The organism is Pseudomonas sp. GM41(2012) (assembly GCF_000282315.2).
Lineage (GTDB): Bacteria > Pseudomonadota > Gammaproteobacteria > Pseudomonadales > Pseudomonadaceae > Aquipseudomonas.
Genome location: NZ_AKJN02000006.1, coordinates 1420439 through 1446147 on the forward strand (window position 1 = coordinate 1420439; position 25709 = coordinate 1446147).

The 25709-nt window shown below is 58.1% G+C and carries 24 protein-coding genes; 9 read left to right on the forward strand and 15 right to left on the reverse strand.

Annotated elements, in window-relative coordinates:
- Positions 1-179 precede the first annotated feature (179 nt).
- Complete coding sequence (locus PMI27_RS32255; protein ID WP_274519670.1) at positions 180-305, reverse strand: hypothetical protein; 126 nt, start codon at positions 303-305, stop codon at positions 180-182.
- 34 nt (positions 306-339) lie between these two features.
- On the opposite strand from PMI27_RS32255, the gene alr reads away from it, so the two are divergent.
- Positions 340-1578: an alanine racemase gene (gene alr, locus PMI27_RS19500; protein WP_008157182.1), complete on the forward strand. Its 1239-nt coding sequence runs from the start codon at positions 340-342 to the stop codon at positions 1576-1578.
- Positions 1579-1719: 141 nt separating this feature from the next.
- On the opposite strand, the gene PMI27_RS19495 is transcribed toward alr, so the two are convergent.
- Positions 1720-2412, reverse strand: a complete 693-nt coding sequence (locus tag PMI27_RS19495) for a GntR family transcriptional regulator (RefSeq protein WP_008157181.1) — start codon at positions 2410-2412, stop codon at positions 1720-1722.
- Between the two features lie 326 nt (positions 2413-2738).
- Between PMI27_RS19495 and PMI27_RS19490 the strand changes: the two genes are divergently transcribed.
- The gene (locus PMI27_RS19490) at positions 2739-3473 is read left to right on the forward strand and encodes an amino acid ABC transporter ATP-binding protein (protein ID WP_008157180.1); all 735 of its coding nucleotides are present in this window, start codon (positions 2739-2741) and stop codon (positions 3471-3473) included.
- Positions 3474-3508: 35 nt separating this feature from the next.
- Here the strand turns inward: PMI27_RS19490 and PMI27_RS19485 are convergent, their stop codons facing one another.
- The 7 genes from PMI27_RS19485 to PMI27_RS19455 all read right to left on the reverse strand — a co-directional run bounded on the left by PMI27_RS19485 (position 3509) and on the right by PMI27_RS19455 (position 11255).
- On the reverse strand, positions 3509-4621 hold the full coding sequence (locus tag PMI27_RS19485) for a CapA family protein (protein WP_008147057.1): 1113 nt from the start codon (positions 4619-4621) through the stop codon (positions 3509-3511).
- Positions 4622-4810: 189 nt separating this feature from the next.
- Positions 4811-5767: an ornithine cyclodeaminase family protein gene (locus PMI27_RS19480; RefSeq protein ID WP_008156401.1), complete on the reverse strand. Its 957-nt coding sequence runs from the start codon at positions 5765-5767 to the stop codon at positions 4811-4813.
- 154 nt (positions 5768-5921) lie between these two features.
- On the reverse strand, positions 5922-6311 hold the full coding sequence (locus PMI27_RS19475) for a RidA family protein (protein WP_008156403.1): 390 nt from the start codon (positions 6309-6311) through the stop codon (positions 5922-5924).
- 11 nt (positions 6312-6322) lie between these two features.
- Complete coding sequence (locus PMI27_RS19470) at positions 6323-7414, reverse strand: amino acid ABC transporter permease (protein WP_008156405.1); 1092 nt, start codon at positions 7412-7414, stop codon at positions 6323-6325.
- Positions 7404-8540, reverse strand: a complete 1137-nt coding sequence (locus tag PMI27_RS19465) for an amino acid ABC transporter permease (RefSeq protein ID WP_008156407.1) — start codon at positions 8538-8540, stop codon at positions 7404-7406. The genes PMI27_RS19470 and PMI27_RS19465 overlap by 11 nt, the downstream gene beginning before the upstream one ends.
- Positions 8541-8602: 62 nt before the next feature.
- On the reverse strand, positions 8603-9625 hold the full coding sequence (locus PMI27_RS19460; RefSeq protein ID WP_008156408.1) for an amino acid ABC transporter substrate-binding protein: 1023 nt from the start codon (positions 9623-9625) through the stop codon (positions 8603-8605).
- A gap of 298 nt (positions 9626-9923) precedes the next feature.
- Positions 9924-11255, reverse strand: coding sequence for an aminotransferase-like domain-containing protein (locus tag PMI27_RS19455; RefSeq protein ID WP_033053327.1), 1332 nt, complete (start codon positions 11253-11255; stop codon positions 9924-9926).
- Positions 11256-11337: 82 nt separating this feature from the next.
- On the opposite strand from PMI27_RS19455, the gene PMI27_RS19450 reads away from it, so the two are divergent.
- On the forward strand, positions 11338-12228 hold the full coding sequence (locus PMI27_RS19450) for a DMT family transporter (protein WP_008156411.1): 891 nt from the start codon (positions 11338-11340) through the stop codon (positions 12226-12228).
- Here the strand turns inward: PMI27_RS19450 and PMI27_RS19445 are convergent.
- Positions 12176-12583: a hypothetical protein gene (locus tag PMI27_RS19445; protein ID WP_008156413.1), complete on the reverse strand. Its 408-nt coding sequence runs from the start codon at positions 12581-12583 to the stop codon at positions 12176-12178. The two genes, PMI27_RS19450 and PMI27_RS19445, sit on opposite strands and share 53 nt — an antisense overlap.
- A gap of 173 nt (positions 12584-12756) precedes the next feature.
- Here PMI27_RS19445 and PMI27_RS19440 point away from each other — a divergent pair, with 173 nt between their 5' ends.
- The gene (locus PMI27_RS19440; protein WP_008156415.1) at positions 12757-13617 is read left to right on the forward strand and encodes a CAP domain-containing protein; all 861 of its coding nucleotides are present in this window, start codon (positions 12757-12759) and stop codon (positions 13615-13617) included.
- 16 nt (positions 13618-13633) lie between these two features.
- On the opposite strand, the gene PMI27_RS19435 is transcribed toward PMI27_RS19440, so the two are convergent.
- From PMI27_RS19435 to PMI27_RS19420, 4 genes are all read right to left on the reverse strand, one after another.
- Positions 13634-14263 carry a Vgb family protein gene (locus tag PMI27_RS19435; RefSeq protein ID WP_008156417.1) on the reverse strand — a complete coding sequence of 210 codons (630 nt, stop codon included), beginning with the start codon at positions 14261-14263 and terminating at the stop codon, positions 13634-13636.
- A 36-nt stretch (positions 14264-14299) separates the two neighbouring features.
- On the reverse strand, positions 14300-15520 hold the full coding sequence (locus PMI27_RS19430) for a hypothetical protein (protein WP_008156418.1): 1221 nt from the start codon (positions 15518-15520) through the stop codon (positions 14300-14302).
- A gap of 155 nt (positions 15521-15675) precedes the next feature.
- Entirely contained in the window at positions 15676-16329 is a 654-nt protein-coding gene (locus PMI27_RS19425) for a DUF2238 domain-containing protein (RefSeq protein WP_008156421.1), read from the reverse strand.
- Positions 16330-16501: 172 nt separating this feature from the next.
- Complete coding sequence (locus PMI27_RS19420; protein WP_008156423.1) at positions 16502-16993, reverse strand: GNAT family N-acetyltransferase; 492 nt, start codon at positions 16991-16993, stop codon at positions 16502-16504.
- Between the two features lie 314 nt (positions 16994-17307).
- Here PMI27_RS19420 and PMI27_RS19415 point away from each other — a divergent pair, with 314 nt between their 5' ends.
- The 5 genes from PMI27_RS19415 (at position 17308) to dapF (ending at position 25088) form a co-directional block, all read left to right on the forward strand.
- The gene (locus PMI27_RS19415) at positions 17308-18606 is read left to right on the forward strand and encodes a sialidase family protein (protein ID WP_033053330.1); all 1299 of its coding nucleotides are present in this window, start codon (positions 17308-17310) and stop codon (positions 18604-18606) included.
- On the forward strand, positions 18603-19208 hold the full coding sequence (locus PMI27_RS19410; protein ID WP_008156426.1) for a hypothetical protein: 606 nt from the start codon (positions 18603-18605) through the stop codon (positions 19206-19208). The genes PMI27_RS19415 and PMI27_RS19410 overlap by 4 nt, the downstream gene beginning before the upstream one ends.
- A 32-nt stretch (positions 19209-19240) precedes the next feature.
- Positions 19241-21277, forward strand: coding sequence for an LTA synthase family protein (locus tag PMI27_RS19405; protein WP_008156428.1), 2037 nt, complete (start codon positions 19241-19243; stop codon positions 21275-21277).
- 379 nt (positions 21278-21656) lie between these two features.
- The gene (katG, locus tag PMI27_RS19400) at positions 21657-23912 is read left to right on the forward strand and encodes a catalase/peroxidase HPI (protein ID WP_008156429.1); all 2256 of its coding nucleotides are present in this window, start codon (positions 21657-21659) and stop codon (positions 23910-23912) included.
- A 357-nt stretch (positions 23913-24269) separates the two neighbouring features.
- Positions 24270-25088, forward strand: coding sequence for a diaminopimelate epimerase (dapF, locus tag PMI27_RS19395; RefSeq protein WP_008156431.1), 819 nt, complete (start codon positions 24270-24272; stop codon positions 25086-25088).
- A 76-nt stretch (positions 25089-25164) separates the two neighbouring features.
- Here dapF and PMI27_RS19390 read toward each other — a convergent pair whose 3' ends face one another.
- A complete protein-coding gene (locus tag PMI27_RS19390; RefSeq protein ID WP_008156432.1) occupies positions 25165-25530 on the reverse strand; it encodes a hypothetical protein in 366 nt (121 codons plus the stop codon).
- Between the last annotated feature and the right edge of the window lie 179 nt (positions 25531-25709).

Here is a 25709-nt window from a genome sequence, read left to right on the forward strand (position 1 = left end):
TTCTCCGTCCTCCCCTGCGGCCGACTCGGCTGTTATCCCATTGGCGCTCGACTCAGAATGTTGAAAGTTTTACCTCAGCAGCCGATTCCGCTCTTGCTGAAATGGACGCTCATTGCTGATACCCATCAAACGAAAATCGCTGAGCAGATGAAATAAACCCTCGGTCGTTTAAGCCCTTTTTACAGCGACATCCGCTGCGCGAACGGCAGAACACCACATAAACAAACAGCGCCTTTGCCTAAAAATTCCATGGCTGTTCGCTCAATGCCTGATGGACCTGGCTGATGCCAAATCCACGCCAGCATGGGGCCTTTCCTCATCCAGTATGGAAGACTCGATATGCCACGTTTTATGCTCAGTACGCTGACGCTCGCCCTGGCCTTGACGGCAATGATGCCGGTGGTCAATGCCGCCCCTTTGCTCGATCCCACCCCTGAACATCCTCGCGCCGACAATCAATCAGGCCAGGCCAACACTTGGCTGGAGATTGATCAGGCTGCCTTCGAAGGGAACATCACCAAGCTCCAGCAACGGCTGGCGGGCAAAAGCCAGATGTGTGCCGTGATGAAAGCCGACGCTTATGGAAACGGCATTGGTTTACTGATCCCTTCCGCCATCCGGATGGGGATTACCTGTATCGGCGTGGCGAGCAATGAGGAGGCGCGTGTTGCACGGGCAAAAGGCTTCAAGGGACGCCTGATGCGTTTGCGTAGCGCGACCGTTGAAGAAGTCGAGCATGCACTGCGCTACAACATCGAAGAACTGGTCGGCAACCTGGAGGTTGCACGCCAGCTCAATGAACTGGCCACCCGCAAGGGCGTGAAGCTGCCGGTTCACCTGGCGCTGAATTCGGCGGGCATGAGCCGCAACGGTCTGGAAATGAGCACGGCTGAGGGGCAACAACAGGCGGTGGAGCTGACCCGGCTGGATCATCTGAATCTCGTCGGGATCATGACCCACTTCCCGGTCGAAGAACGAGAGGATGTTCTGAAGGGACTGGCCACATTCAAGGAGCAGTCTGGCTGGCTGATCGAGCACGCCAAACTGGACCGCAGCCGGATCACCCTGCATTGCGCCAATACCTTCACCACCCTTGAGGTGCCGGAAGGTTGGCTGGACATGGTTCGCCCGGGGGCTGCGCTCTATGGTTATCCAGTGGGTGGGCATAACGAGTTTCAACGGGTGATGCAGTTCAAATCGCGGGTCGCGGCGGTCAACGCCTACCCGGCGGGCAGTACGATCAGCTACGACCGCACCTTTACCCTGAGCAAAGACTCGTTGATCGCCAACATCCCGGCCGGCTACTCCGACGGTTATCGAAGAGCGTTCTCCAACAAAGCCTCAGTGCTGGTTCACGGTCAACGCGCGCCGGTGATCGGCAAGGTCACCATGAATACACTGATGATTGACGTCAGTGGCATCAAGGGCGTGCAACCGGGAGATGAGGTCGTTCTGTACGGCAAGCAAGGTGATGAAGAGATTACCCAGACGGAGCTTGAGACCATCAACGGTGCGTTGCTGGCGGACCTCTACACGATCTGGGGCAACTCCAATCCGAAAGTCTTGAAGTCCAAATAAGGCAACGCAGATCATCTGTAGGAGCCGAGCTTGCTCGCGATGGACTCAAGGCGGCGCGTTTATTCAGAAAACACGCGTTACCGTTAACCTCCATCGCGAGCAAGCTCGGCTCCTACAGAGATCTCATCGTTACAGTTCCGATCAGCTTTGCTCAAAGTGGTCCCGCAAGTACTCAGCCGCTTCATCCGAGGCTTGCTTGACGTGCTTTGTCATCAACGCAACCGCCGCCTCCACATCTTTTGCCCGGTACGCCGCCAGGATCGCGCGGTGCTCGTCCTGGCTATCAATCCCCGCTGAGCGTAGCTGCATGTAGATATGCGTATAACGCTGCGCAACGGTGTGCGCACGGATAATCATATTTTCCAGATGCTTCATTTGCGCAGGCGCATACAGCGCCGTGTGAAGCGTGAGGTTCCATTGACTGCTCAAGATCGGATCGTGAACTTTCTCGAACTCATCGATGATGCGTTCGACTGCATCAAGTTGCTCGGGTGTCGAGAGCGGTACCGAATGGCGGACAGCCAGCGGCTCTAAAACCGCCCTTAATTCAAAGCACTCATTCATTTCATGCCGGGAAGGCTGCGTCACCATGAAGCCGCGGTTTGGCAGGAACTGGACCAGCCCCTGACCTTCAAGCTCGCGTAGCGCTTCGCGAACCGGCACCTTGCTGGTGTTGAGTTCGGTAGCGATCAGGTCCTGACGCAGCGGTTCGCTACCGGAAAGCGCGCCGGTAACGATGGCTTCCCTGATGACGGCCGCAACAAATTGAGGCGCGGACACACGGGCCAGCGGGATCAGACCTGCAATGTATTTCAGTGGTGATGGGTTAGACATATGACACTAAGTGGCCAGGAGCGATTTAAAGGCGTGTCTGTGTTTGGCAGATACGAGCAACAACTTCATTATGCACAACCGTATACGATTATACGAAAACGAACAAGGACGGCATCCTCAGCCTCGCCCCCCCGAACAGAGTCCTCCAGTTCCTTTCCTCCATTCATCTGAAGGCGAGCCTCATTCATCGCATTTTTGTTGTCGCTGGCGAAACTTAAATCGTATACTTTCTACAGTAGAAAGGGATTGGTAACACCCTGGTAAGCCGTTCGCGATCAGGTCCTAGTCCCTCTTGCGCCATCTGCAACCACATCAGGACAACCACCGTGATCAACATAAAAAATGTTTCCAAGTGGTACGGCAACTTTCAGGTACTGAGCGATTGCTCGACCACAATTCAGAAGAGTGAAGTCGTCGTGGTGTGCGGCCCTTCCGGCTCTGGCAAATCAACGCTGATCAAAACGGTCAATGCACTGGAGCCCTTCCAGAAAGGCGAAATCGTCGTCGACGGTATCAGCCTCTCGGACCCGAAAACCAACCTGCCAAAGCTACGCAGCCGGGTCGGCATGGTGTTTCAGCACTTCGAATTGTTTCCACACCTCTCTGTTACGCAAAACCTGACGCTCGCCCAGATGAAGGTGCTGGGCCGGGGCCAGGACGAGGCGCTCAAGCGGGGTCTTAAGATGCTCGATCGTGTTGGACTGAGCGCCCATAAAGACAAATTTCCGGGGCAGCTCTCAGGTGGCCAGCAACAACGTGTGGCAATTGCTCGTGCCTTATCGATGGACCCGATCGTGATGCTGTTCGACGAACCCACCTCGGCCCTGGACCCGGAAATGGTCGGCGAGGTTCTAGACGTCATGATCAAGCTGGCAAACGAGGGCATGACCATGATGTGCGTCACCCACGAAATGGGCTTTGCCAGGAAAGTCAGTAACCGTGTGATTTTCATGGACGCGGGAAAAATCATTGAAGACTGTAAAAAAGAAGAGTTCTTTGGCACCCCCGAAGCACGGTCGCCGCGTGCCAAGGACTTCCTGTCGAAAATCCTGCAGCATTGATCACCAGGAGTCGAAAGGGGCGTGTCCAGACGCTCCTACCAACGCAACTCGAAAGCATTTTTTGCGCCCGGCTGGATGCTGCTGCCCAAGCGTGCGCACTCGCGAGAAAGGGTGTCGTGCAGCCATTGACGGTCATCCCCTTCGGCGCGACAAATGCGATAGCGACGCACGCGGGTGGGTATCAGGTCCAGCGACTGCAGGTGCCCGCCCGGGTCCAGCGAGGCAAAGTACAGAAGCCCCAGATCGCCGCGAAAGGCTGTGTGGCCCTCGATGCCTTCGTAATCGTTCAGTAGATCACCGCAGCCATAGAGAATCAGGCGTTCGTGGTACACCTCGATGCCCTTGACGTGGTGCGAGGAATGCCCGTGCACCACGTCAACTCCGGCCTCGTCGATCAAGGCATGGGCGAACCGGACCTGCTCGCGCGGGATATCGAACCCCCAGTTGCCGCCCCAGTGAATGGAGGCGACCACCAGATCCCCCGGATTTTTGCCCTCGAGAATCCGTTTGGCCACAGGGCGCAGGCTTTGCATCGACAAATCTTCCAGTCGCGCGACGCCCGCGCGCCTATCCGTGGCGGCCCAATCCGGCGCAATGCCGCTGTCGGGTGCACCGAGGCCAAACACCAGCAAGCGCCGCCCGCCAGGCTGCGGCAGCACGGCGGGCGCTTCGGCAGATTGCCGATTGTGCCCGGCGCCAGCGCTGCACATACCGTTGCTCGCCAGGGTATCCAGCGTATCGGCCAGCCCGGTTGCCCCCCAGTCCAGCACATGGTTGTTGGCCAGCACGCAGCAGTCGATGCCGGCTGCGCTGATGGCCGGGAAGTTCTCCGGGCTCATGCGGTAATTGATGCCCTTTGGCTCCGGTCGTCCGCGGCGGGACACCGCAGTTTCCAGATTGATGATGCGTGCGTGTGGCCGACGAAGTTCGAACTCTTCCAGCGCAACGCCCCAGACATAGGTAAAATCGGCTGGGCATGGAATCGAGCCACTGAGTCTTTCTGCCAGCCGGACGTAGTCGCCGGCATTCTTGACGTAAGCTTCGTAAAGCCGCGGATCACCAGGATGCGGCAGTACTGAGTCGATGCCGCGGGCGGTCATGACGTCGCCGGCGAGAAACAGCTTCAGCGTATCGGTAACAGTTGCCATGGCACCCTCCCACGCAAACTGGGGACAGTCCCCGATTAGCTCACCTGCGGCCCCATCACAACGATCATCATGTCTCAACTATAGCCAGGTGGTGTTCTCAAATCATGGCCAAAAAACAAGCCGGGGGATGTTTCCATCCGCCGGTTTATTATTACGTTGAAATGCGTAGTATTACTTCTGCACTTCTTCTCAGTTGTTCTTCATATGCAACTGATAAAGCTCATTGGCAATGGCGATATCCTCCAGCCCCAATCCGATCGAGCGGAAGAATGTATGGCGCTCGGGATCGGGCAGTCGCGCAACGCCCGTCAGAAGTTCGGGCAAATCTCCGTAAATACTTTCGGGCAACCAGCCATGCTGGTCTTTTGCCATGCGCATCTCCCCTGCACTGTCCGGCGTCGTAACCCGGTAATCGCAATAAACATTCATGTTCAGCAGGGATTCAGGCGGTACTTCGTGCGCCAGTGGGGCATTGGTGCAAATGGACGTGATCAACGCTGGTTTTTTCAGCACGGCAGGGTCAAGCACCGTTCGACCGGCCGAGGTGCACAGCAGGATGACATCCGCATCATCAACGGCACTGGCGAGTTCAGTATGAATGCTGACGCGTGGATCGAGATCCCGTAGGCCCTGCTGCTCGGACGCGGGCAGAGAGTCAATGTTGGGTGAATACAACCTGATATCCCCCCACTCGCGCAGTGCCGAAACATGCCGGACATGCGCCTGACCCAGCCGCCCTACTCCCACCACGGCCAACTTGCTGACATGCGCGGGCGCGAGTAAATCGACGGCGAGCGCTGTGGTTCCCGCCGTTCGCTCAACCGTCAGTTGTCCCGAATCACAGAGCAAGCGAGGTTGACCGTCATCCATCGACATCATCAACGTCCAGGCCGTCACCAGGGCTCCTTCCGGACGCGGGATATAGGGCGAGAGCTTTGCACCAAAAACCCGTTCCTCGGCAAGCGTTCCGAGGTAGCTGATAAAGTTGCCTTGCCCGTTGGGAAACGGATTGCGCAGTTGTGGCGGTTGCACAGCCTTTTCCTGTCCCAGCGCCAGGAACATACGACGCAATGCGGACAACACATCAATTTGACCGATCAGTTTGGCCACTTGAATTGAATCCAATACAGCAATGTCATTTTTCATCAATACATTCCTTCATAGAGCCTCTGACAGAAAATCTGAAACGTCGAGACGACTCAATTCGAGTTCATCGGCATAAACATTAAAACAACGAAGTGAATAGCTAGAGCAGAGGAACTGTTAATTCTTACAAAGCACAATCCGGCACAAACGATCGCTAAAGACAGGCAACTACATCGATTTCAATATCAAACGGAAACGGCCAGGGTTTGACTGCAACAAAAGACCGGACAGGTGGATTGTCAGGGAAATACTTGCGATACACGGTATTCACCTCATCCATCATCGCGGGGTCCGTGACAAAGATCGTGGTTTTCACCACGTTATCGAGGCACGAACCTGCCGATTCAAGAACAACTTTCATCACCCGCAATACCGCGTGAGTCTGTTCAACAATCGTGCCTCGAACAATATTCCCGGTCAGCGGATCGAGCGGCGGCAGGCCGCAGGTATAGAGCATCGAACCCGAGCGAATCAACAAAGAGGTCGGTGTATTCAAACGTCTGAGCGCGTCAGATAAAAACGGTACTTCGATGATTTCTTTCATAGAGGCGTCCATTATTGAAACAGGCGGGTTCTACGCTCACGTTCAATCGACGCGACGTAGTGTTGGATATACATGCAGATAACGAAGTAGATGACGCCGACAAACAGATAGAGCTCCTTATAGAACCCCTGCCAGTTTTCGTCATAAAGGCTTGATCTTGCCGATCCGAGCAAATCGAAAAGCCCGATGATCATCAACAGCGAGCTGTTCTTGACGAACGCGATGGCGATGTTGGCAATCGGTTGCAGCGAGTGGGCGATGACTTGCGGCAAAATGACGTAGGCGTGACTGCCCCAATAGCCGAACCCCAGGCTTGCCGACGCTTGGCGCTGACCGACTGAAAGTGCTTGCAGGGCACCGCGCAAGGCTTCGGAAAAGTAAGCGGCGGTAAACAGCGAGAGACCGATACCTGCCCGAAAAAGCTTGTCGAAAATAAGCTCGTCCGGAAGTATCAACGGAATGATCGCAAAGGTCATGAAGACAATAGTGATCGCCGGAACACTGCGAATGAGATCGACATAAAGTCGGCACGGAACAGAGATCAGCGGCATCTCCGACCGACAACCCAACGCCAGCAGCACACCCAGAGGGAACGCGCAAACAAGGCCGGCAATGCTGATCAGCAAGGTGATCGGCAGTCCACCCCAACGCGCACGGTCCACTGACTCAAGACCGAACAGCCCGCCACTCATCAATAGATAACCAATCAGCGCCGCCAGTACCCACAGCACGATGGCCGTAGTGTGATGACGGACCCGAAACAAACACCAAAGCGCAACCGCCGCGATCAAAGCAACGAAGGTGATCGGACGCCAAAGCGACTCGGGAGGATAGGCTCCAAACAGAATGAGATTGAGTTTGGTACCGATGAATGCCCAACAGGCGCCGCCGTTCTGGTGGCATAGCGCGGCATCGCCAATGAAGGTCGCATCAAGCACCAACCATTTGAAGATACTTGGGCCTACCAGAACCACGCCCCAGAGAAATAATGCGCCGAACACAATCCGGCTGGGCAAACCTGAGCCCAGGCCTTTCAAACGTTTGATTAGCGTCAAGGGTGCGGCAATTGATACTTGGGCACCATTATTCAGATCACCAGACATAATGTTTCTCCCAAAGACCGATTACCCGCGTCGTAATAATGTTTACCGTGACGTAAACCAGCATGAAAATGCTGATCAACTCGATGGCCTGCCCGGTTTGATTCATGGCGGTGTTGCCCGCCGAGACCAGTTCCGGGTATCCCACGGCAACACCCAGCGAACTGTTTTTCATCAGGTTCAGTAATTCACTGACTACCGCCGGCATCGCGATCCGGAAGGCTTGTGGCATCACGATGTAACGCAGCACGCCAAAGTGCGTCAGGCCCAGTGCATAACCTGCTGCAATCTGTCCTTGGGCAATGGACTGCACCGCCCCACGGATCGCTTCGGCTATATAAGTGCCCGTGTACACAGAGAGCCCGATGAACATACTCATGAACTCGGGTGAAAAGTGCCCGCCGCCGCCGATTGAGAACTTGCTTGCGGTGGGCCATTCAAAGGTCATTTGCCCGGACCACAGGGCATAACCGGTGGACACAAAAGCAATCACGCTCAGGACTATCAGTAAGGCTCCCGGATTCTTTAGTGGGCTGCCACCGATCCTCACACTTCTCAAGATAAACGCCACGAGGGTGCAAAAGATCGCGACGATCGCCGTCAATGCGAAGGGGTTTGGCCACGGGAAATTGATCCCGCGATTACTGATGAACACACCCGGTACCGGCTCCAGAGCCTCCCGGACCACCGGTAAACCGTAAGTAAAAACAGCGAACCAGAAGAACAACTGCAGCAGCAGCGGCGTATTGCGGATCGTCGAGACATACACTTTGGCAATTCGTCTGGCCAGGCCGAACTTCGACAACTGAGCCAGCGCCGCCAATACCCCGAGCAGCACGGAGAACACAATGGAGCAAAGCGCCACTTTCAGCGTGTTCGAAAACCCCGCGAGCAAGGCGTACGCATATGACTTGTCGCCGCTGAAAGCAATCATGCTTTCGCTGAGGTCGAAGCCGGCGCGAGTCCACAGAAAGCCGAACCCGGTATTGATCCCTTTTTGTGTAAGGCGCTCGTTGATCACGTGCCCGAAATACCAGACCGCAATCACCACAACCGTGAGCACTGCGAGCTGGACCAACACCGTGACCGCCCGGTGCTGGTGTTTAACTGCACCCTCTCTTGCCGACATGACCTTCACCTCTCGTTTCTGATTCGCCGTCTATGCGGCGTTTGAGCCATTCACATCACGGATCAGAAAAGCGGGGCGTACAGCAGACCACCGTCCGACCACAGCGAATTCTGGCCACGCTTCATCTGCAACGGCGTGTTTGCACCCACGTTACGCTCGAAGATTTCTTTGTAATTGCCCACCGCTGAGATGACATTGATCACCCAGTCATCCTTGAGGCCCAGCCCTGCTCCCACACCTGGCGTTACACCCAGAAGGCGCCGGATGTCTTCGTTGTTGCTGGTGAGCATTTGTTTAACGTTTGCTTTGGTAATGCCCAGTTCTTCTGCGGTAAAGGTTGCAAAGACCGTCCACTTGACGAGGTCTGCGAAGTGCTTGTCATCACCACGGACGACGGGACCCATCGGCGATTTCGAGATCACATCAGGAAGGATGGCGTAGTTTTCAGGGTTGCCCGAGTTGAGCCGAATAACCGCTAGCTGCGATACATCGCTGGTGATCACATCACAGCGGCTTGCGAAAAAGGCCGAGAAGAACTCAGTCCCGCTTTCGATCACCACAGGTTTGAACGAGATCTTCAGTTTGTCGAAGAAGTTGCGAACCACATATTCGCTGGTGGTGCCCTGCTGAATGCAGACCGTCGCACCATCGAGCTCTGCCGCCTTGGTGACGCCCAGTTTCTTGTTGATCAGAAAGCCTTGGCCGTCGAAGAAATCCACCACCGGAAATTGCAGGCCCATCGTGGTATCGCGTGTCAGGGTCCAGGTGCTGTTCCGAGAGAGGACATCCACTTCGCCATTCTGCAGCGCCGTGAAACGCGCCTGATCGGACAACGGGACAAACTTGACCTTGGGCTTCTCGAAAATCGCCGCGGCAAATGCCTTGCAGAAATCCGCATCAAACCCCTGCCAATCACCCGCACTGTTGGGCGCACCAAAGCCGACCAGGCCAGGGTGCACACCACAGACAAGCACTCCGCGCTCACGAATTTTCGACAAGGTATCGGCCTGTACCGGTGCAGACATTGCCAATGAAAGCCCCAGGGCTGCTGCGGTAGATGCGAAAAGAACTCTTAGACGTGTCATCAGCTTCTCCACTCGGTAGAAAGTATACGATTTGAAGTTATATGACTTTAAACGATGCTGTCAAGCGACGGCCGATGCTTGTCTAAGATGATTTTGATCTAGAGGCGGTAACCCGCTGGACGGTAGGAATTCGGGCGATCATTGCAACCGCACGCCTTGCTGTCATGGGTGAAACCCGACAGTTTGCCAATGGCTGGCAGCCAACCGCAGGCCCTATCGCAAGGGCGAAACGTAAGCTTCACCCTTGCGATAACTTGCCAATGTGCGTAACAGGCCCGGCCTCAGACCCGACTTCGGGCTATGAATAAGCACCAATCACCCACTTCACTTTTTCCAGCGCCTCCCGCAGTACGCCCATCTCCGCAGACCCCAGCGCCAAGCGAATCGCATGCGGTACATGGGCAGAAGTCGCAAAAGGCTCAGCGGTTGAAATCGCGACTTTTTCACGCAGCAGCGCCGCGGCGATCTGGTCGGCCCTCGCATCCTCAGACAACGGCAGCCAAAGAAAATAGGACGACGGGTGGCGAATGCACGGAAGGCCCGCCAGCACTTCTGCGGCCATGGTCTGCCTGGCCTGCGCATCCTGGCGTTTTTCAGCTTCCAGCTGCATGACCGTGCCATCGTCGAGCCAGGTGCTCGCGATTGCCGTCAGCACGCCCGGGGTATTCCAGGTGGTCGCCCTGATCGTGCGCTCCAGCGCGGGCACTTTTTCGGCGGGGGCGGCGACGAAACCTACGCGCAGTCCAGTGGCCACACTCTTGGAGAGTCCTGAAACGTAAACGGTCCGCTCGGGAGCCAGTTGCGCTATCGGTGCCGGCGGGTTCTCGGCAAGGAAGGCATAGGCGGCGTCCTCGATGATCAGCAAGTCATGCTTGCGCGCAATCGTCACCAGCGACTCGCGCTGATCGGCACTCATCACCCACCCCAGCGGATTGTGCAGCGTCGGCATCGAGTACACCGCCCGCACGCGGCGACTCCGGCACAGACGATCCAGCGCCTCCAGATCAGGTCCCTGTTCGGTCACGGGAATGGGCACGATTTCAAGGTGCAAGGCTTCGGCCAGCACGATGAATCCTGAATAGGTCAGCGCATCCGCTGCAATCACATCACCGGGTTGCAGCAGCGCCATCATCGTCACGGCCAGCCCATGCTGGGCACCGCTGACCATCAGCACTTGCTCGGCATCCACTGTCAGCCCTCGGGCGAGCAAATGACGCGCCACCGAGGCGCGCTCATGCAGGCGCCCAGCGTGTGGCTGGTAGCGCAGCAGGGATTCCAGATCACCGCCCGAGGCGAGCTGGCGCAGCGCATTTCGCAAGAGTTCTGCCTGCCCTGGCAGCGAGGGATAGTTGAAGTTGAGGTCGGTCATTCCCACGGCAACGTTTTTCTGGTCGATGCCCAAACCCGGCGGCAACGACGTCTCCCGCACGAACGTGCCTCGCCCCGTTTCCCCACTGACCAGGCCCATGGCTTCGAGCTCTGCATAGACCCGACTGGCGGTCACCAGCGCCAGCCCTTCTGTCGCCGCCAGTTGGCGATGCGTCGGCAAGCGCGTGCCCGGCAACAATCGGCCAGACCGGATGTCGGCCGCCAAAGCATCCACTAATGACTTGTACCGTGAGCGAGGCATGTCGGATGTATCCATGACAATTTTTTGATTGTAGTGATCATCGACCATACGATGGATCTCTGCAAATTCAGAGAGCCCTCACATGGAACGGACCCTGCAAAACCCAACAACGGAAAAGACCGCGAGCGGATGGCTCAACGGGTTCATCGGCGTGCTGATTTTCAGCGGCTCGCTGCCGGCCACACGGTTGGCCGTACTGGAATTCGACCCGGTGTTCCTGACCGTTGCTCGAGCGGCGATTGCCGGGCTTCTGGCGCTTTGCATGCTGGTGCTGTTTAAAGAAAAGCGGCCCGCCAAGCATCAGCTTATGCCCTTGGCGATCGTGGCAATGGGCGTTGTAGTAGGGTTTCCGTTGCTGACGGCATTGGCGCTGCAGTACGTGACGTCGGCGCATTCCATCGTCTTCGTTGGCCTGTTGCCACTCGCCACAGCGGTGTTCGGCGTATTGCGCGGCGGGGAGCGTCCACGGCCGGTGTTCTGGTTCTTCTCGGTGCTGGGCAGCGCGTTGGTCGTGGGATTTGCCGTCTCGCAAGGCCTGACCGCTTCGCCGACCGGTGACATTCTCATGCTGCTGGCCATCCTCGCCTGCGGGCTGGGTTATGCGGAAGGTGCGAAGCTTTCAAGAACCCTGGGAGGCTGGCAGGTGATCTCTTGGGCATTGGTCCTGTCGCTGCCCGTCATGCTCCCGCTCACCTGGTTCATGACCCCGGCTTCGTTCTCGGGAATTACCCCAGCCGCGTGGTTGAGCCTGGCGTACGTATCGCTCTTCAGCATGCTGATCGGCTTCGTATTCTGGTACCGAGGGCTGGCCCAAGGGGGGATTGCCGCCGTCGGCCAGCTGCAATTGCTGCAGCCGTTTTTTGGTTTGGCGCTGGCGGCCACGCTGCTCCACGAACACGTGAGCATTGGCATGCTGGGGGTTACCGTCGCGGTGATCCTTTGCGTGGCCGGGGCGCGAAAGTTTTCGAATTGAGCGGGCGCGACAAGCGTTGTTGCCAGTTTCCGCCATTGGCGCGCTGGCAGGCTTCTTCAGAATCGAACTGCACATGGGCCGATACCGGGCTGACGAGAACGTCCGCTTCGTTTAACGCAACGGCAGTCAACTCGAGCATGCGCTCGCCCTGCCCGCTGGCCAGCGCCTGATCCTTATTGGCCTGCGTATCGAAGACCCAGATGATCCGCAGACTGGAGGGGAACACCTCGTAATCGACCTCGTGGGTCAGCCAGCAGAACCCGACGATGTCCGCTTTGGCCGTCTCACACGCCTCGGTCAGGGTGGCAATCAGGCGACGCTCGATCTGCGCCTGATCGCGCTTGCTTAACGGCATGGGTGAATCCTTGTGACGGGTAAAAAGAAGCCATCATACGACACCTCCATGTCCTCTTTGACGGACGCACTGATACCACCGCAAATATGTCTCTTTCGCCCGTGAACCTTGTGTTGAAGCGCCAGTCATAGCCGAGCCGTGAATTCCACTTGCCCGCTCAGAGCTATTCATCCATGCGCCAAAACCGCCTGTTCGTTCGCGTTGCCTCGCTCTGTTTCATTCCTCTTTTTTCCCTGTTCGCCAACCCCGCCCACGCCGGTGCCGAAAGGCAGTTGGTGGAAGCCATCAACGACTACCGCGCTCATCCCGATCGCTGCCTGGGGCGCGCGGGTCGTGCGTTATCGCCGCTGGCGTTGAAGTCGAACCTGGCCTTGCCGATTGGCTATGGCGGCGGTTTGCGCGATCGATTGAAGGCGTCCGGCTATCAGGCGGTGACCGTGCGCACGATTCGCGTGGTCGGTGCGCAGGATGCCGATGAGGCCTTCGACATGCTCCAGAGCGATTACTGCGGGGCGTTGCTCGATACCCAATATGCCGACATTGGCGTCAGTCGCGCCCGGAGTGAATGGCAAGTGGTGCTGGCGCAACCGGTGCTGGACAGTCGCGTGGGTGATTCGCGAGCCGTCAGCAAAGCGTTGCTGGCCCAGGTCAATGCGGCACGCTCCACGCCGCGACTTTGCGGTCGTCAACGCTTCGCCGCCGCACGGCCATTGGCCTGGAACGCAGCTCTGGGCGCAGCGGCGCAAGGGCACAGCAAAGCAATGGCCTACGGCAACTACTTCGCCCACCAGGACCCCGACGGCGACATGCCCGCAGACCGGGCCAGAGCCGCTGGTTTCCGTGGCCGGCAGATCGGCGAGAACATCGCCGCCGGCCAGGGCTCACCGAGCAAGGCAATGTCGGGCTGGCTGGCCAGCCCGGGGCATTGCGCCAACTTGATGAACCCGATGTTTACCCAGATGGGCGCAGCCTATGCGGCGGACGCGCGTAGCGATGAAGGCGTTTACTGGACGATGTTGTTTGGCGCGCCTTGAATGATTGAGCGGCGCCTTATTTAGGGCGCCGCACCGCCCTCACCTTTCCACTGCCACCACCGCCGCAGAAAAACTGATCGCCGCCATCCGATTCAAGTCCCGACACTCCGACGCCGGCCGGCAACTTCACGCTCTCCAGCACCTCGCCGGTGGTCGAATCGATATGGCGTAACTCACTCTCGTCTTCTTCCCAGGTGCCATGCCACAACTGACCGTCGACCCAGGTCACCCCGGTGACAAAGCGGTTGGATTCAAGGGTGCGCAGAATCGCGCCGGTCTCGGGGTCGATCTGATGAATCTTGCGATCCCGATACTCACCGACCCACAGCGTGCCTTCCGCCCACGTCAGCCCTGAGTCACTGCCGCCAGGCGCCGGAATAGTTGCAAGTACACGGCCGGTCTGCGGGTCAATTTTCTGGATGCGATCCTCGGCGATCTGGAACAGGTGCTGGCCGTCGAAGGCGGTGCCGGCATGGGCGGCGACGTCGATTGAACGCAGTGTCTTGCCACTCGCCGGGTCCAGGGCGTTGAGTTTGTCGCCGGTGGCAAACCACACGTGCTGGCCGTCCCAGGTGACGCCGTGCACCTTATCGACACCGGCAAAGGGTCCATATTCACGAACGATTTTGGCTGCTGATTGTTTCATGTTGGCATTCCTCGTTACGGGTGGGTGACGTTCATCCTAGTCACCCGGCAGTGGCACCGGGAGTAACAAGGTCGTCGCGAAACCCGGCACCGGCGGGGTCATCCAGCGACGCGCCCGACCGCGACCGAACGACTGCACCTTGCCCGCGCGGGCCAGTTCGTCGAGCGCCCGTTGTACCGTTCGCTGGCTGGCGCCAAGGGCCAGTGCCAGGGCCGAGCTCGACCACGACTCACCGTCGACGAGGAAAGCGAACACCGACCCGTGCTTCTCTTCGACGTGTTGCGCCAGCACCACCACGTCAGAGGCAACCAGCGACACCAGCGCAAAACCACGTTGGGTTGCAGTGATGCCGGCCAAGGGTTTCAGCGCCGCACGCAGTCGCCCGACTTCGACTCTCAATCGTGCGCGAAGGGACTCATCGGCGTGCTTCAAACGAAAGGCCCGGGCAATCAGCGTTTCCCTCGACACGTCGGCCGGCCACGCTTCGGCCAGTGCCCGTGCGAGGGCGAACAAGACCGGGCGTGTGGCGAGGGAGACCGACATGCCGGCGCCACGCACCACGTAGCGACAGGCGTCCATGACCAGCGACATGGACGCGAGCAACGCTTCAACCTCCTCCAGCAACAGAGGCCGTTCTTCGCCATGGGCAATCAAACGCGCGACGGGCGTGTTCAGAACAAGGACAGCGTTTTCCACCTCGGCCGTCAGCGCAGGAATATCGGCATCGTGCGCGGCGTGCTCGGCCCTTGTGAGTGCAGACCGCGCCTTGTTCGTCTCGAGTCGTCGCATCGCGATCCCCGCCACGACCAGTTCGTGGGCGGCGCGCAATGCCGGCGGCAATGGCGCGGGGTCAAGCTCGGCGAGCAGCACGTCGGCCTCTTCGAGATGCCCGATCAGCAGCAAACGCCGAATCTGCAGATACCGCGCATGAGCGGCGTTCACTCGATCGCCGTGCGTCTCAAGCGTCACCCGCGCCGCCTCGAGTGCCTTCACCGGCCAGCCCAACTCCCGGGAGGCCAGCGCGATCTCGGCCTCGGCGACCACACAGCGCGCCCGAGCCAAGGCCTCCTTCGGTCCGAAGGCCCGCGCCGCCCTCTGCACCAGCGCCTTGGCTCGCACCAGATCGCCGAGTTGCGCCATCGCAATCCCGCGCAACGCCAGCGCCGGCGCATCGTCGCGCAACGCAACCCGGTTCAGCGCGCCGAGCGGATCACCCGCTGCCAGCGCCTGCGCTGCGGCCGTGATCAGCGAGTCCATCGCAATCCCGCCACCGTTGTCACTCCCACCTTTGGATGTTCGCTGTTGAGTCTATCTCACGATGCACCATCACGAGGGCGTGACTCTAAAGCCGCAGGTGCCTGCCCTGCCGCTGGGAATTCCTTGAGCGAGTATCGGTTTTCTTATCGGGTGATTTAAAACGGTTGCTCAGCCGCAGGAACGGCGCGTTTTTGCTTGCACAGCAAAACCACACACTCGCTGACGAAGGCGCCGACCACCGCCAACGCCATGTCTTTCTGTGAATCCCAGGGATCGTTCTGCGCACCGACGAAGGCACGCGAGGTGTCGTCGCCCAGGTAGGCACCACCGATCCATTCCACCATTTCGTAAATGGCCGACGTCGACAGAATGATGTTCAACGCCATAAACACCAACCAGAAACCCCGCAACGGCGTCAGGCGCAGCAACACTTCTCGAATGGGATAAGCCATCAACAGCCCGTAACTCAGATGGACCAGCCGATCAAAATGATTGCGATGCAACCCCAGCGCTTTATCGAGGCTGACCCCGGTCAAGGCTGAACACCATTGGTCGTACGGCACCTTGGCGTAGGTGTAGTGAGAACCCAGTTCGTGAATGCACAGGAAAACGAATACCAGGCTGATGGAAACCGCCGACAGGCGAAACCGGCCAGAAACCGCCACCAGTGTGCCCACCAAAAACAGTACCAAGAGGTTTTCCAGTGCCCAATCCACTCGGCTGCGGGGTGAATAACCCGACACCACGACGATCAACACAAACAGCATCAGCAGCGTCAGGTCGTATCGCTGGTGTGCCTTGGGCTGCATGGTTTGAGCTCCTCAATCGGAGAATGACGACGGCTCCTGAGTCCTTCTACATGGATCAACGCATCGCGAGTCTGGTTCAGGTACACCGACAAAAGGCTGCCCTCACAACGTCATCGTCCAGCCGCCGCGAAGAGGCCCGAGCAAACAGCACAAAACCCGGCCTGAAAAATACTCAGAGCCCCCCATGGCTCCCAGTCTTTCTCAAATGTATAAGGGCTACACGACGCCCGTCCGGCGCCAACCGCTCCTCAACCCCATACGGCACAAACCCGAGCTGCGGATACAACAGCAGCCCCGCCGTATTCTCGTTGAAGCACGACAGCTGCACCTCCCATGCCCGATGACGTTCAAACGCCAACCCTACCATCGTCTGCACCAAAAACTTTGCGATCCCTTTCCCCCGAGCCTTGGGCGACACGATCACATTGCCGATCGCGCAAACGCCATCGCGCTCAAACCTGTAAAAGTTAGCAAAGCCCATCACAGAACCGTCCGCCTCAACCACCGTTGAGTCGGAACGTTGAGCAATCGAAGCCTTCAGTTGATCCTCCGTCAGCGGGTACTGCGCCTTCGGGAACATAAAAAACAGCTCTTGGGGATTTTGAGGAAAATCGCAAATCGTCAGGACATCTTCTGCGCTGACGGGGCGGTGGGTCAGGTGCATGGTTTGGATCCATCCAAGTGTCGGGATGACAGATTACTTTTTGCAGGGAATGGATAGAAGTTTCCTTTTCAGGTTCACCACGGCTTAGGTCTGGCTTTTGTGACCAACGGCGGAAATGCTCGGCAAGTCCCGGTGTGCCGAAGTAAAAACCGTCTAATCCGGTCGTCTCAGCCTCTCAATAAATCTTGGATCATCGACAACGCAGCACGCTACAAACAACTGCTTACAAAGTAGAAACTCATTAAGCCCGATCTTGTACTAGCGAGTGTTAGCTTGGGCGCCTGATCGGGCCATGAGATGCCAAAACCTTAATGATGCGCATCAAACTTCCCAACGTTCCTGCCCTCGGTGCATACCTTGCACTTTCTTGCCTGTTTGCCGCCGCATGGTTCTTCAACCCTGCCAGTACGCATTCCTCCTTTGCCCTGATAAGTCCAGTGATGGCCGTGGCCGGCAAAGTGGCCAAGCCCATTTATACCAGCCGCTTCGCCTCGTCCGGGCTGGTGGATTTCGTGCATTCCTCGGCGGTGACCGCTTTGCCCGACGGCAGCCTGATGACGGTCTGGTTCGCCGGCTCCCGTGAAGGCGCAGCCGATGTGCAGGTGCGTTCCGCCCGTTTCGACCCGAAAACCGGCGAGTGGGGGGCTGAAAAGGTATTGGCGACGCGGGATTCGACCCAACAGGGCACGCGAAAATACATTCGCAAGCTGGGCAATCCGGTGGTTGCCCTCGCGCCGGATAATCGTGTGTGGCTGTTCTACGTGTCCGTGTCCATGGGTGGCTGGGCCGGCAGCGCGGTCAATGTGATGGTGTCAGATGACTTCGGTGAAAGCTGGTCCGCCCCGCGCCAGCTGATCACCTCACCCTTTCTGAACATCAGCACGCTGGTTCGGTCGGCACCGGTGTTTCATGCCGACGGCTCCATCGGCTTGCCGGTCTACCACGAGTTTCTGGGCAAGTTTGCCGAGTACCTCTACTTGAGCGCAGACGGCAATGTGATCGATAAATTCCGCATCAGCCACGGCAATAATTCATTGCAACCCACGGTGGTTCCGCTGGACGGCCAGCGCGGCATCGCCTTGCTGCGCTATGCCGGCGATACCCACCACCGTGTGCTGGCGACCCGTACCGAAGACGCCGGTCAAACCTGGAGTGAGCCCTATCCGCTCGATCCCTCGAACCCGAACTCATCGTTGGCGGCCGTCGCAACGCCCGAACATGGGTTGCTGGTGGCGCTCAACGACCTGCAGGAGGGGCGCTTCAAACTGAGTCTGTATGGGACCGACGCAAAAATGGACGATTGGCGTTCGTTGCGCGACCTCGACAAGTCACCTGATCCCGCAGGCGCTCCGTTTTCTCCCGAGGCCTACAAGGAAATCATCGGTAGAGAGTTTCGCGGTTCCAGCGGCGCGCTTCGCCAACCGCTGGAGGCACAGTTCCTGGACAACCTCGACAACCGTGTCTGTAAAAGCCAAGGGTGTGAATTTGAATATGAATACCCGTACTTCATCCGCAGTCCCGACGGTATGTATCACTTGGTTTATTCCTGGAACAACACCTTCATCAAGCACGTCTCCTTCAACGATGCCTGGCTTAACGAGCGTCGCAAATGATCAGCCTGTGGCAAGCCCATGTCAGCTTCGCAATGATCATCTTCCTGGTGCTGCCTTCTTTCGGCTTGCCCAGGACCTGGCGGATCGCACTGTTGGCCGCCTTGCTGGCAGTCAGCTTCATACCGCTGGACGGGTTATCGCTGGCCGCCTATTTGCGCAGCTACATCGATGACCTGGCGATCACCTCCATGGTGTTCATGGCGTGGGGCTGCTTGCGTCGGCTGGACATCCTGCCACCTGCGCGGGGTAAAACCGGCGTTTTGATCCTCTTCGCCGCGATGGCCCTGGTGCTGTACCCGGCCACCCTGGGCATGAGTGATCTGGACCCCTATCGGTTTGGCTACAGCCCGCGCCCCCTGCTGATTTTCCTCGCCGTGCTGACCCTGGGCCTGTTTTACCTGCGCAACGGCCTGGCCGTCGTGATGCTGGCCAGCGCGACCCTGGCCTTCATTGCCGGGATCAAACCTTCGCAAAACTATTGGGATTACCTGGTTGATCCGCTGCTGGGTCTGTATTGCTGCGCGGCACTGCTGATGCTTGCCGCGCGCTGGACGTATCGCCTGGCAACCCAGCGCCGCGGTGCAGCGTCCGGTTCCGTTTGAGATTTAACGACTTTATTGACAGGGGAACAGGGATGGGTTGGCTGCACTCGAGACGTTTACATTACTGGCTGGGCGCGACAGCGATTACGTTTGCGCTGTTTGCTGCGCTTCGGGTCCTGTTCTTTTTCGGCTATTCGGGTTTCGACGCCAGAGCGCTGTTCGACCAACATGCCGTCATGGAAACCCTGGGGATCGGCTTTCGTTTCGATTTGCGCCTGGCCATCCTGGCGATGTTGCCGTTGGCGTTGCTGGCCTGGATTCCTCGCTGGAACCTGATCGGCAGCCGTCTGCTTCGCCGGATCGCCCGCGTGTATCTGGTCGCGGCACTGAGCGTCCTGCTGCTGATTTACATCATCGATTTTGGTCATTACGCCTACCTGGGCGTGAGGATCAACGCCACCGTGCTGCGCTTCATCGAGGATGCGCAAATATCCCGTGACATGGTCTGGCAGACCTATCCGGTGATCTGGATTTCACTGGGTTGGCTGGCAACGGTCGCCTTGGTGACACTGGCCTTGGTGCGTCTGGAACGCGTGACGCTGGACCGCCCTCGCAAAGCCATTCGCCGGCTCTCCGCGACGTTGGGTGGTGCGTTGATGGTCGTAGTGGTGCTGCTGGGCATTTTAGGTCGTGTCGAAAACATGAACCTTGAAAACCCGGTTCCGTTGCGCTGGAGCGATGCGTTCTTCTCGGGCAATAACCAGATCGCTGCGTTGGGCCTGAACCCGGTGTTGTTCCTCTACGACACGGTCAAAGTCGGCCAGTCGCGCTATGACGAAGCGCAGGTGCGCGAACACTACGCGGTGATGACCAACTACCTGGGCGTGGACAAGCCCGACCCGCAAACCCTTGATTTCGTCCGTCACCAGGGGCCACAACCCTACAAAGTACCGGGCTCGCGGCCGCCGAACGTGATGTTCGTCATGCTCGAATCGCTGGGCACCAGCGCCGTCGGGGCCTACGGCAACCCGATCAATCCGACGCCGAATATCGATCGCCTGGCCACGCAGAGCTGGTTCTTCGAGCACTTCTATGTGCCGGTGACGGGGACCGCAAAAACCGTCTGGGCCAGCATCAGCGGAGTGCCCGACGTCACCCGTCAGGAAACCGCGACGCGTAATCCGTTGATCACCAAACAAAACACACTGATCAATGCGTTCACCGGTTACGAGAAGATCTACACCATCGGCGGCAACTCCGGCTGGGCCAACATGAATGCCTTGATCCGGCAAAGCATCGACGGTGTTCGCTTGTTCGAAGAGCGGGACTGGAAGTCTCCGGTGGTGGATGTCTGGGGGATTTCCGATCTGGATCTGTTCAAGGAAACCGATCAGATCCTGCAAGCACTGCCCAAGGACAAACCGTTCTTCGCCTATGTGCAGACGGCCGGGAATCACCGCCCCTTCACGATTCCCAAGACCAATGATGGGTTCGAGGTCAAGCACCCTACCCTGGCCGAAGTACAGGCCGCAGGGTCGCGCAGTGTCGAGCAGTACAACGCCGTGCGTTTGCTGGACTTCAACATCGGACGCTTGATGGAAATCGCCAAAGCAGGCGGCTGGTACGACAACACCATTTTCGTGCTGTTTGGCGACCACAACACCCGTATCGCGCAGATCCCGTTCCTGGCCCCGGCCTACGAGCAACTGGGTCTGGAAAGCAACGCGGTGCCGATGATCATCCACGCGCCGGGCTTGCTCGGGACGCGCAAGGTCAAGGAAGCCGTCGGCCTGGTGGACTTGCTGCCCACCGTGGCGGGCATGGCCGGCCTTGAGTTTCGCAACAGCGGCATGGGCCGAGACATTCAGCAGCCCGCGCCCGAGGGTGAGCGCGTAGTACCGCTGGTACTGCGTGAGGGAACATTCCCGCTGATTGCTGGCGTGACTCAACACTACATGGTGCAGATGGAGCACGACGGCAGCTCGCCAAGTCTCCATGACCTGGCCTCACCGACGCCGCTGGACAACGTCGCCGAGCAAAACCCTGAAGAGTTCAAACGCCTGTCGCAACTGACCCGCGCCATGCACGAAACCTCAAGGTTGATGCTGTACCAGAACGTGCGCAAGTAACGGCGTTCCCGCGTCTATGCTTCAAATAGACGCGGGGCCTACCCCTGAAACCCGTAAAAGACTCTGCCTATCACGACCCAATACTCCCCCTATTAGCTGACTTCCCAACTGGGGTCTAACCTTATTCGAGCGCCGGCACCATAAGCCGGCCGGTCAAGAGCTGATAAGGAGATAGGAATGGGTCAGAAACCTGACTAAACCTGCCGTAGGCCACCGTGCAGGCAACTCGATTGCCGCTATTCAGAATTCCCGTGTGATCAAAACAATCAGTTGATCAAACTGCTGGCCCTGCAGCCTGTGTCATTGGTTTCGCCCGTTGCTGTTTAACGCCCACGCTGGGCCGGATAGCCGGATGAATACGACCAAAGGTAGCTCACACATGGCAAACGAATCGAAATGCCCGTTCATTAGCGCCGCTGGCGGTGGCACGACAAACCGCGACTGGTGGCCGAACCAACTGAATCTGAAGATCCTCCATCAGCACTCGTCCCTGTCCGACCCCATGGACAAGGACTTCAACTACGCCGAAGCCTTCAAAAGCCTGGACTTTGAAGCGGTCAAAAGAGACCTGACTGCGTTGATGACCGATTCCCAGGACTGGTGGCCGGCGGACTTCGGTCACTACGGGCCACTCTTCATTCGCATGGCCTGGCACGCCGCCGGTACGTACCGCACCGGTGACGGTCGTGGTGGCGCCGGTTCCGGTCAGCAACGTTTCGCGCCGCTCAACAGTTGGCCGGACAACGTCAGCCTCGACAAGGCACGCCGGCTGCTCTGGCCGGTCAAGCAAAAGTACGGTCGTAAAATTTCCTGGGCGGATCTGATCGTCCTCACCGGCAACGTCGCGCTGGAGTCCATGGGCTTCAAGACCTTCGGCTTTTCCGGTGGTCGTCCGGACGTTTGGGAACCGGATGAAGACGTCTACTGGGGCTCGGAAAACAAGTGGCTGGGCGGCGACACCCGCTATGGCAAAAAAAACGAGCCCATGCAAGAGCCCGGCGAAGGCCCTCTCGTTGCCGAGCCGGGGGAAAATGAGGAGAGCCGCACCGACCAGGGGCGCTTCCTGGAGAACCCGCTCGCCGCCGTGCAAATGGGCCTTATCTACGTCAACCCGGAAGGCCCGGAAGGCAACCCCGACCCGGTCGCGGCCGGGAAGGACATCCGTGAAACCTTCGCACGCATGGCAATGAATGACGAAGAAACCGTGGCACTGATCGCTGGCGGCCACGCCTTCGGCAAGACCCACGGCGCCGGACCTGCCGACAATGTCGGCGCCGAGCCCGAAGCCGCTGGCCTCGAACAACAGGGCTTTGGCTGGAAGAACAGCTTCGGCACCGGTAAAGGCCCGGACACCATCACCAGCGGCCTGGAAGTCACCTGGACCACCACGCCCACGAAATGGAGCAACAACTACCTGGAGAACCTGTTCGGCTTCGAGTGGGAACTGAGTAAAAGCCCGGCCGGTGCGAACCAGTGGATACCGAAAAACAACGCCGGTGCCGGCATCATTCCGGATGCTCACGACCCGTCCAAGCGTCGTAACCCGACCATGTTGACCACCGACCTGTCGCTGCGATTCGACCCGATCTATGAACCGATTTCGCGACGTTTCCTGGCCAATCCAGACCAGTTGGCTGACGCGTTCGCCCGCGCCTGGTTCAAGCTGATCCACCGCGACATGGGTCCCCTCTCCCGCTACCTCGGCCCGGAAATGCCGAGCGAAGAGCTGCTGTGGCAAGACCCGATTCCAGCGGTCGACCATGCCTTGGTCAACGACAGTGACGTCGCCGCGCTCAAGAGCAAACTCCTGGCATCGGGCCTGACCGTCTCGCAGCTTGTATCAACGGCTTGGGCGGCGGCTTCGACCTTCCGTGGTTCCGACAAACGCGGCGGCGCCAACGGTGGGCGCTTGCGTCTGGCCCCGCAGAAGTTCTGGCAGGCCAACCAGCCTGAGCAACTGGCGAACGTGCTGGCGAAACTCGAGGGTATCCAGAGCGAGTTCAACAACAGCGGCAAGAAAATCTCGCTGGCAGACCTGATCGTGCTGGCCGGTAACGCCGGCGTCGAACAGGCAGCGAAAAATGCGGGTCAAACCGTGACGGTGCCGTTCTCACCAGGACGGATGGATGCTTCCCAAGAGCAGACGGACGTGGAGTCTTTCGGCTTCCTCGAACCCATCGCCGATGGCTTCCGCAACTACCTCAAAGGCAGGTACCGCGTCCCGGCCGAGCAGCTGTTGATCGACAAGGCGCAACTGCTGACACTCACCGCGCCAGAAATGACCGCGCTCATTGGCGGCATGCGCGTGCTGAACACCAACGTCGGACAAACCAGGCACGGTGTATTCACCCAGCAGCCGGAGGCGTTGACCAACGACTTCTTCAAGAACCTGCTGGATATGGGCGTGGAATGGAAACCGGTGTCGGAGACTAACGAGGAGTTTGAAGGGCGCGATCGCAAGACCGGCGAATTGAAATGGACCGGCACCCGCGTCGATCTCGTCTTCGGCTCAAATGCGCAATTGCGAGCGTTGGCTGAAGTCTATGCAACCGCCGATGCGCAGGAAAAGTTCGTTAAAGACTTCGTCGCCGCCTGGGCTAAAGTGATGGACCTGGATCGCTTCGACCTCAAGTAACACCAGCGGTATCGCTGAAACTGCAACGCCTCCCACTGTGGAGGCGTTGTTGGTTCAGGCGCGGCGCTGGCGGGAGGATGTCTGATCGCAGAAAGGACTAAGTGGGAGAGATCGTGGCCAGGGCACCAATCAAAATGGTCAACACCAGAAATCCACCCAGGAAAATCGCCATCTTGCCCATTGGGCCTCCTACATTATGAGTTTGCGGTGCAGCGGTTTCCGCGACTGCGGAGCGTGCCGTTATTGTGAGCCGGCGGCTGTGTGCGTTACAGATGCAGATAGCGATGGAAAATACGGATCAGAACACCGAATTGGGGCCAGATCGCCTTTAAACGTCAATTGCGCCAGGATCTATTTATGCCGCTGAGCTTTCATAAAATGCACGCCAATGGCGATGACTTCGTCATTGTCGACTCGCGAAACGCGGCCAATCCAATGACCAGTACCCTGGCTCGGCGAATGGGTGATCGGAACCGGGGAGTCGGATTCAATCAACTCGCGGTGGTGCTCGATTGCGATGATGCAGATGCGCGTTTGATGTTTTGGAATGCAGATGGCTCCACACTGGATGCTTGTGGCAGCGCAACGCGGGGCGCCGCGGATATGCTGATGCGCGAATCAAATACCACTTCGATAGCGCTCCGAACCAACCGTGGTCTACTCACTTGCGAACGAACTTCCACCGGCGCGATTTCCGTCAACATGGGGGAGCCGCTTTTCGGCTGGTCGGATATTCCGCTGTCTCTGGAACTGGATACAACTGTTTTGCCACTTGCTGGTGACCCAACAGCTTGCAGCATGGGAAATCCGCACTGCACCTATTTCGTGGATGATCTAACAGCCATTGATATAGCGACCATCGGCCCGACAATTGAAACCAATCCCCTGTTCCCCCTCAGGACGAATGTGCATTTCGTCCAGATCATTAACCGAAAACACATTCGGTTGCGCATTTGGGAGCGCTGGGGTGGCATTCCGCTCGGTTCAGGTTCCTGCTCCTGCGGTGCCGCGGTTAACGGAATTCGTCGTGGCTTGTTAGACCATTCCGTTGAGGTTGAATGTGATGGCGGAACTGTGACGGTTCAATGGGATGGCGTGGGACCTGTGTTTCTTATTGGGCCGGTGGAGACAACATTTTCGGGAATGATCATGGAAAGCTTATTGCACGGTTTATAGCGGCTATATCGTGATAAACGGAGGAGTTAATCATTTACGACAAGACACGCGGAATTATCAAAAAGATCCTTAACCACTACTCGGCAAGCTCGACGTATCTCGACTCCCCACCTCCGGTCGCGCCCGACAACCAACCCCATACGAAGGTCAGCGTGGTACGTCCTGCGTGATCAACACCTACCGTGCCACGAGACCAGCCGGAAAGAATCTCACCATCCGTGGTCAAGCACTGATAAAGAAGCTCAATGGTATCGGGGCCTGTCACGCGTCCGACTTGATTACCCATGCGAATATGGCCGCCCTGGTAAGTACCCCAAACAGCACCTTCCTCGACATGGTAGTGAAACACTGTGCGTGCATCGGATAGCCCGTGGGCGTTGTTTGCTACCGAAAATCGGCGATTGTTCAAACGCTCGCTGATTTGAGAAAACGGGATTTCCATAAATGTCGCGTCCTATTAGTCGAGATGTTCCATTCCAGCCTTCGATGATCTTAAGCCATTTTGTCGTGACGGATGAGGCGCTGCTTTGGCCATCTCTGGAGATGCGAGCTCACGACGTTAAACAGCAAGATGGGTTCACCGCACGCTTAAGCACGACGAGGAGTAAGTCCGCCCTATTC

Bases quoted from the DNA above. Each gene is read 5' to 3' on its own strand.
- PMI27_RS32255 (WP_274519670.1), bottom strand. From the start codon at position 305: ATGCTGGCGTGGATTTGGCATCAGCCAGGTCCATCAGGCATTGAGCGA.
- alr (WP_008157182.1), top strand. From the start codon at position 340: ATGCCACGTTTTATGCTCAGTACGCTGACGCTCGCCCTGGCCTTGACG.
- PMI27_RS19495 (WP_008157181.1), bottom strand. From the start codon at position 2,412: ATGTCTAACCCATCACCACTGAAATACATTGCAGGTCTGATCCCGCTG.
- PMI27_RS19485 (WP_008147057.1), bottom strand. From the start codon at position 4,621: ATGGCAACTGTTACCGATACGCTGAAGCTGTTTCTCGCCGGCGACGTC.
- PMI27_RS19480 (WP_008156401.1), bottom strand. From the start codon at position 5,767: ATGAAAAATGACATTGCTGTATTGGATTCAATTCAAGTGGCCAAACTG.
- PMI27_RS19475 (WP_008156403.1), bottom strand. From the start codon at position 6,311: ATGAAAGAAATCATCGAAGTACCGTTTTTATCTGACGCGCTCAGACGT.
- PMI27_RS19470 (WP_008156405.1), bottom strand. From the start codon at position 7,414: ATGTCTGGTGATCTGAATAATGGTGCCCAAGTATCAATTGCCGCACCC.
- PMI27_RS19465 (WP_008156407.1), bottom strand. From the start codon at position 8,540: ATGTCGGCAAGAGAGGGTGCAGTTAAACACCAGCACCGGGCGGTCACG.
- PMI27_RS19460 (WP_008156408.1), bottom strand. From the start codon at position 9,625: ATGACACGTCTAAGAGTTCTTTTCGCATCTACCGCAGCAGCCCTGGGG.
- PMI27_RS19455 (WP_033053327.1), bottom strand. From the start codon at position 11,255: ATGCCTCGCTCACGGTACAAGTCATTAGTGGATGCTTTGGCGGCCGAC.
- PMI27_RS19450 (WP_008156411.1), top strand. From the start codon at position 11,338: ATGGAACGGACCCTGCAAAACCCAACAACGGAAAAGACCGCGAGCGGA.
- PMI27_RS19445 (WP_008156413.1), bottom strand. From the start codon at position 12,583: ATGCCGTTAAGCAAGCGCGATCAGGCGCAGATCGAGCGTCGCCTGATT.
- PMI27_RS19440 (WP_008156415.1), top strand. From the start codon at position 12,757: ATGCGCCAAAACCGCCTGTTCGTTCGCGTTGCCTCGCTCTGTTTCATT.
- PMI27_RS19435 (WP_008156417.1), bottom strand. From the start codon at position 14,263: ATGAAACAATCAGCAGCCAAAATCGTTCGTGAATATGGACCCTTTGCC.
- PMI27_RS19430 (WP_008156418.1), bottom strand. From the start codon at position 15,520: ATGGACTCGCTGATCACGGCCGCAGCGCAGGCGCTGGCAGCGGGTGAT.
- PMI27_RS19425 (WP_008156421.1), bottom strand. From the start codon at position 16,329: ATGCAGCCCAAGGCACACCAGCGATACGACCTGACGCTGCTGATGCTG.
- PMI27_RS19420 (WP_008156423.1), bottom strand. From the start codon at position 16,993: ATGCACCTGACCCACCGCCCCGTCAGCGCAGAAGATGTCCTGACGATT.
- PMI27_RS19415 (WP_033053330.1), top strand. From the start codon at position 17,308: ATGCGCATCAAACTTCCCAACGTTCCTGCCCTCGGTGCATACCTTGCA.
- PMI27_RS19410 (WP_008156426.1), top strand. From the start codon at position 18,603: ATGATCAGCCTGTGGCAAGCCCATGTCAGCTTCGCAATGATCATCTTC.
- PMI27_RS19405 (WP_008156428.1), top strand. From the start codon at position 19,241: ATGGGTTGGCTGCACTCGAGACGTTTACATTACTGGCTGGGCGCGACA.
- katG (WP_008156429.1), top strand. From the start codon at position 21,657: ATGGCAAACGAATCGAAATGCCCGTTCATTAGCGCCGCTGGCGGTGGC.
- dapF (WP_008156431.1), top strand. From the start codon at position 24,270: ATGCCGCTGAGCTTTCATAAAATGCACGCCAATGGCGATGACTTCGTC.
- PMI27_RS19390 (WP_008156432.1), bottom strand. From the start codon at position 25,530: ATGGAAATCCCGTTTTCTCAAATCAGCGAGCGTTTGAACAATCGCCGA.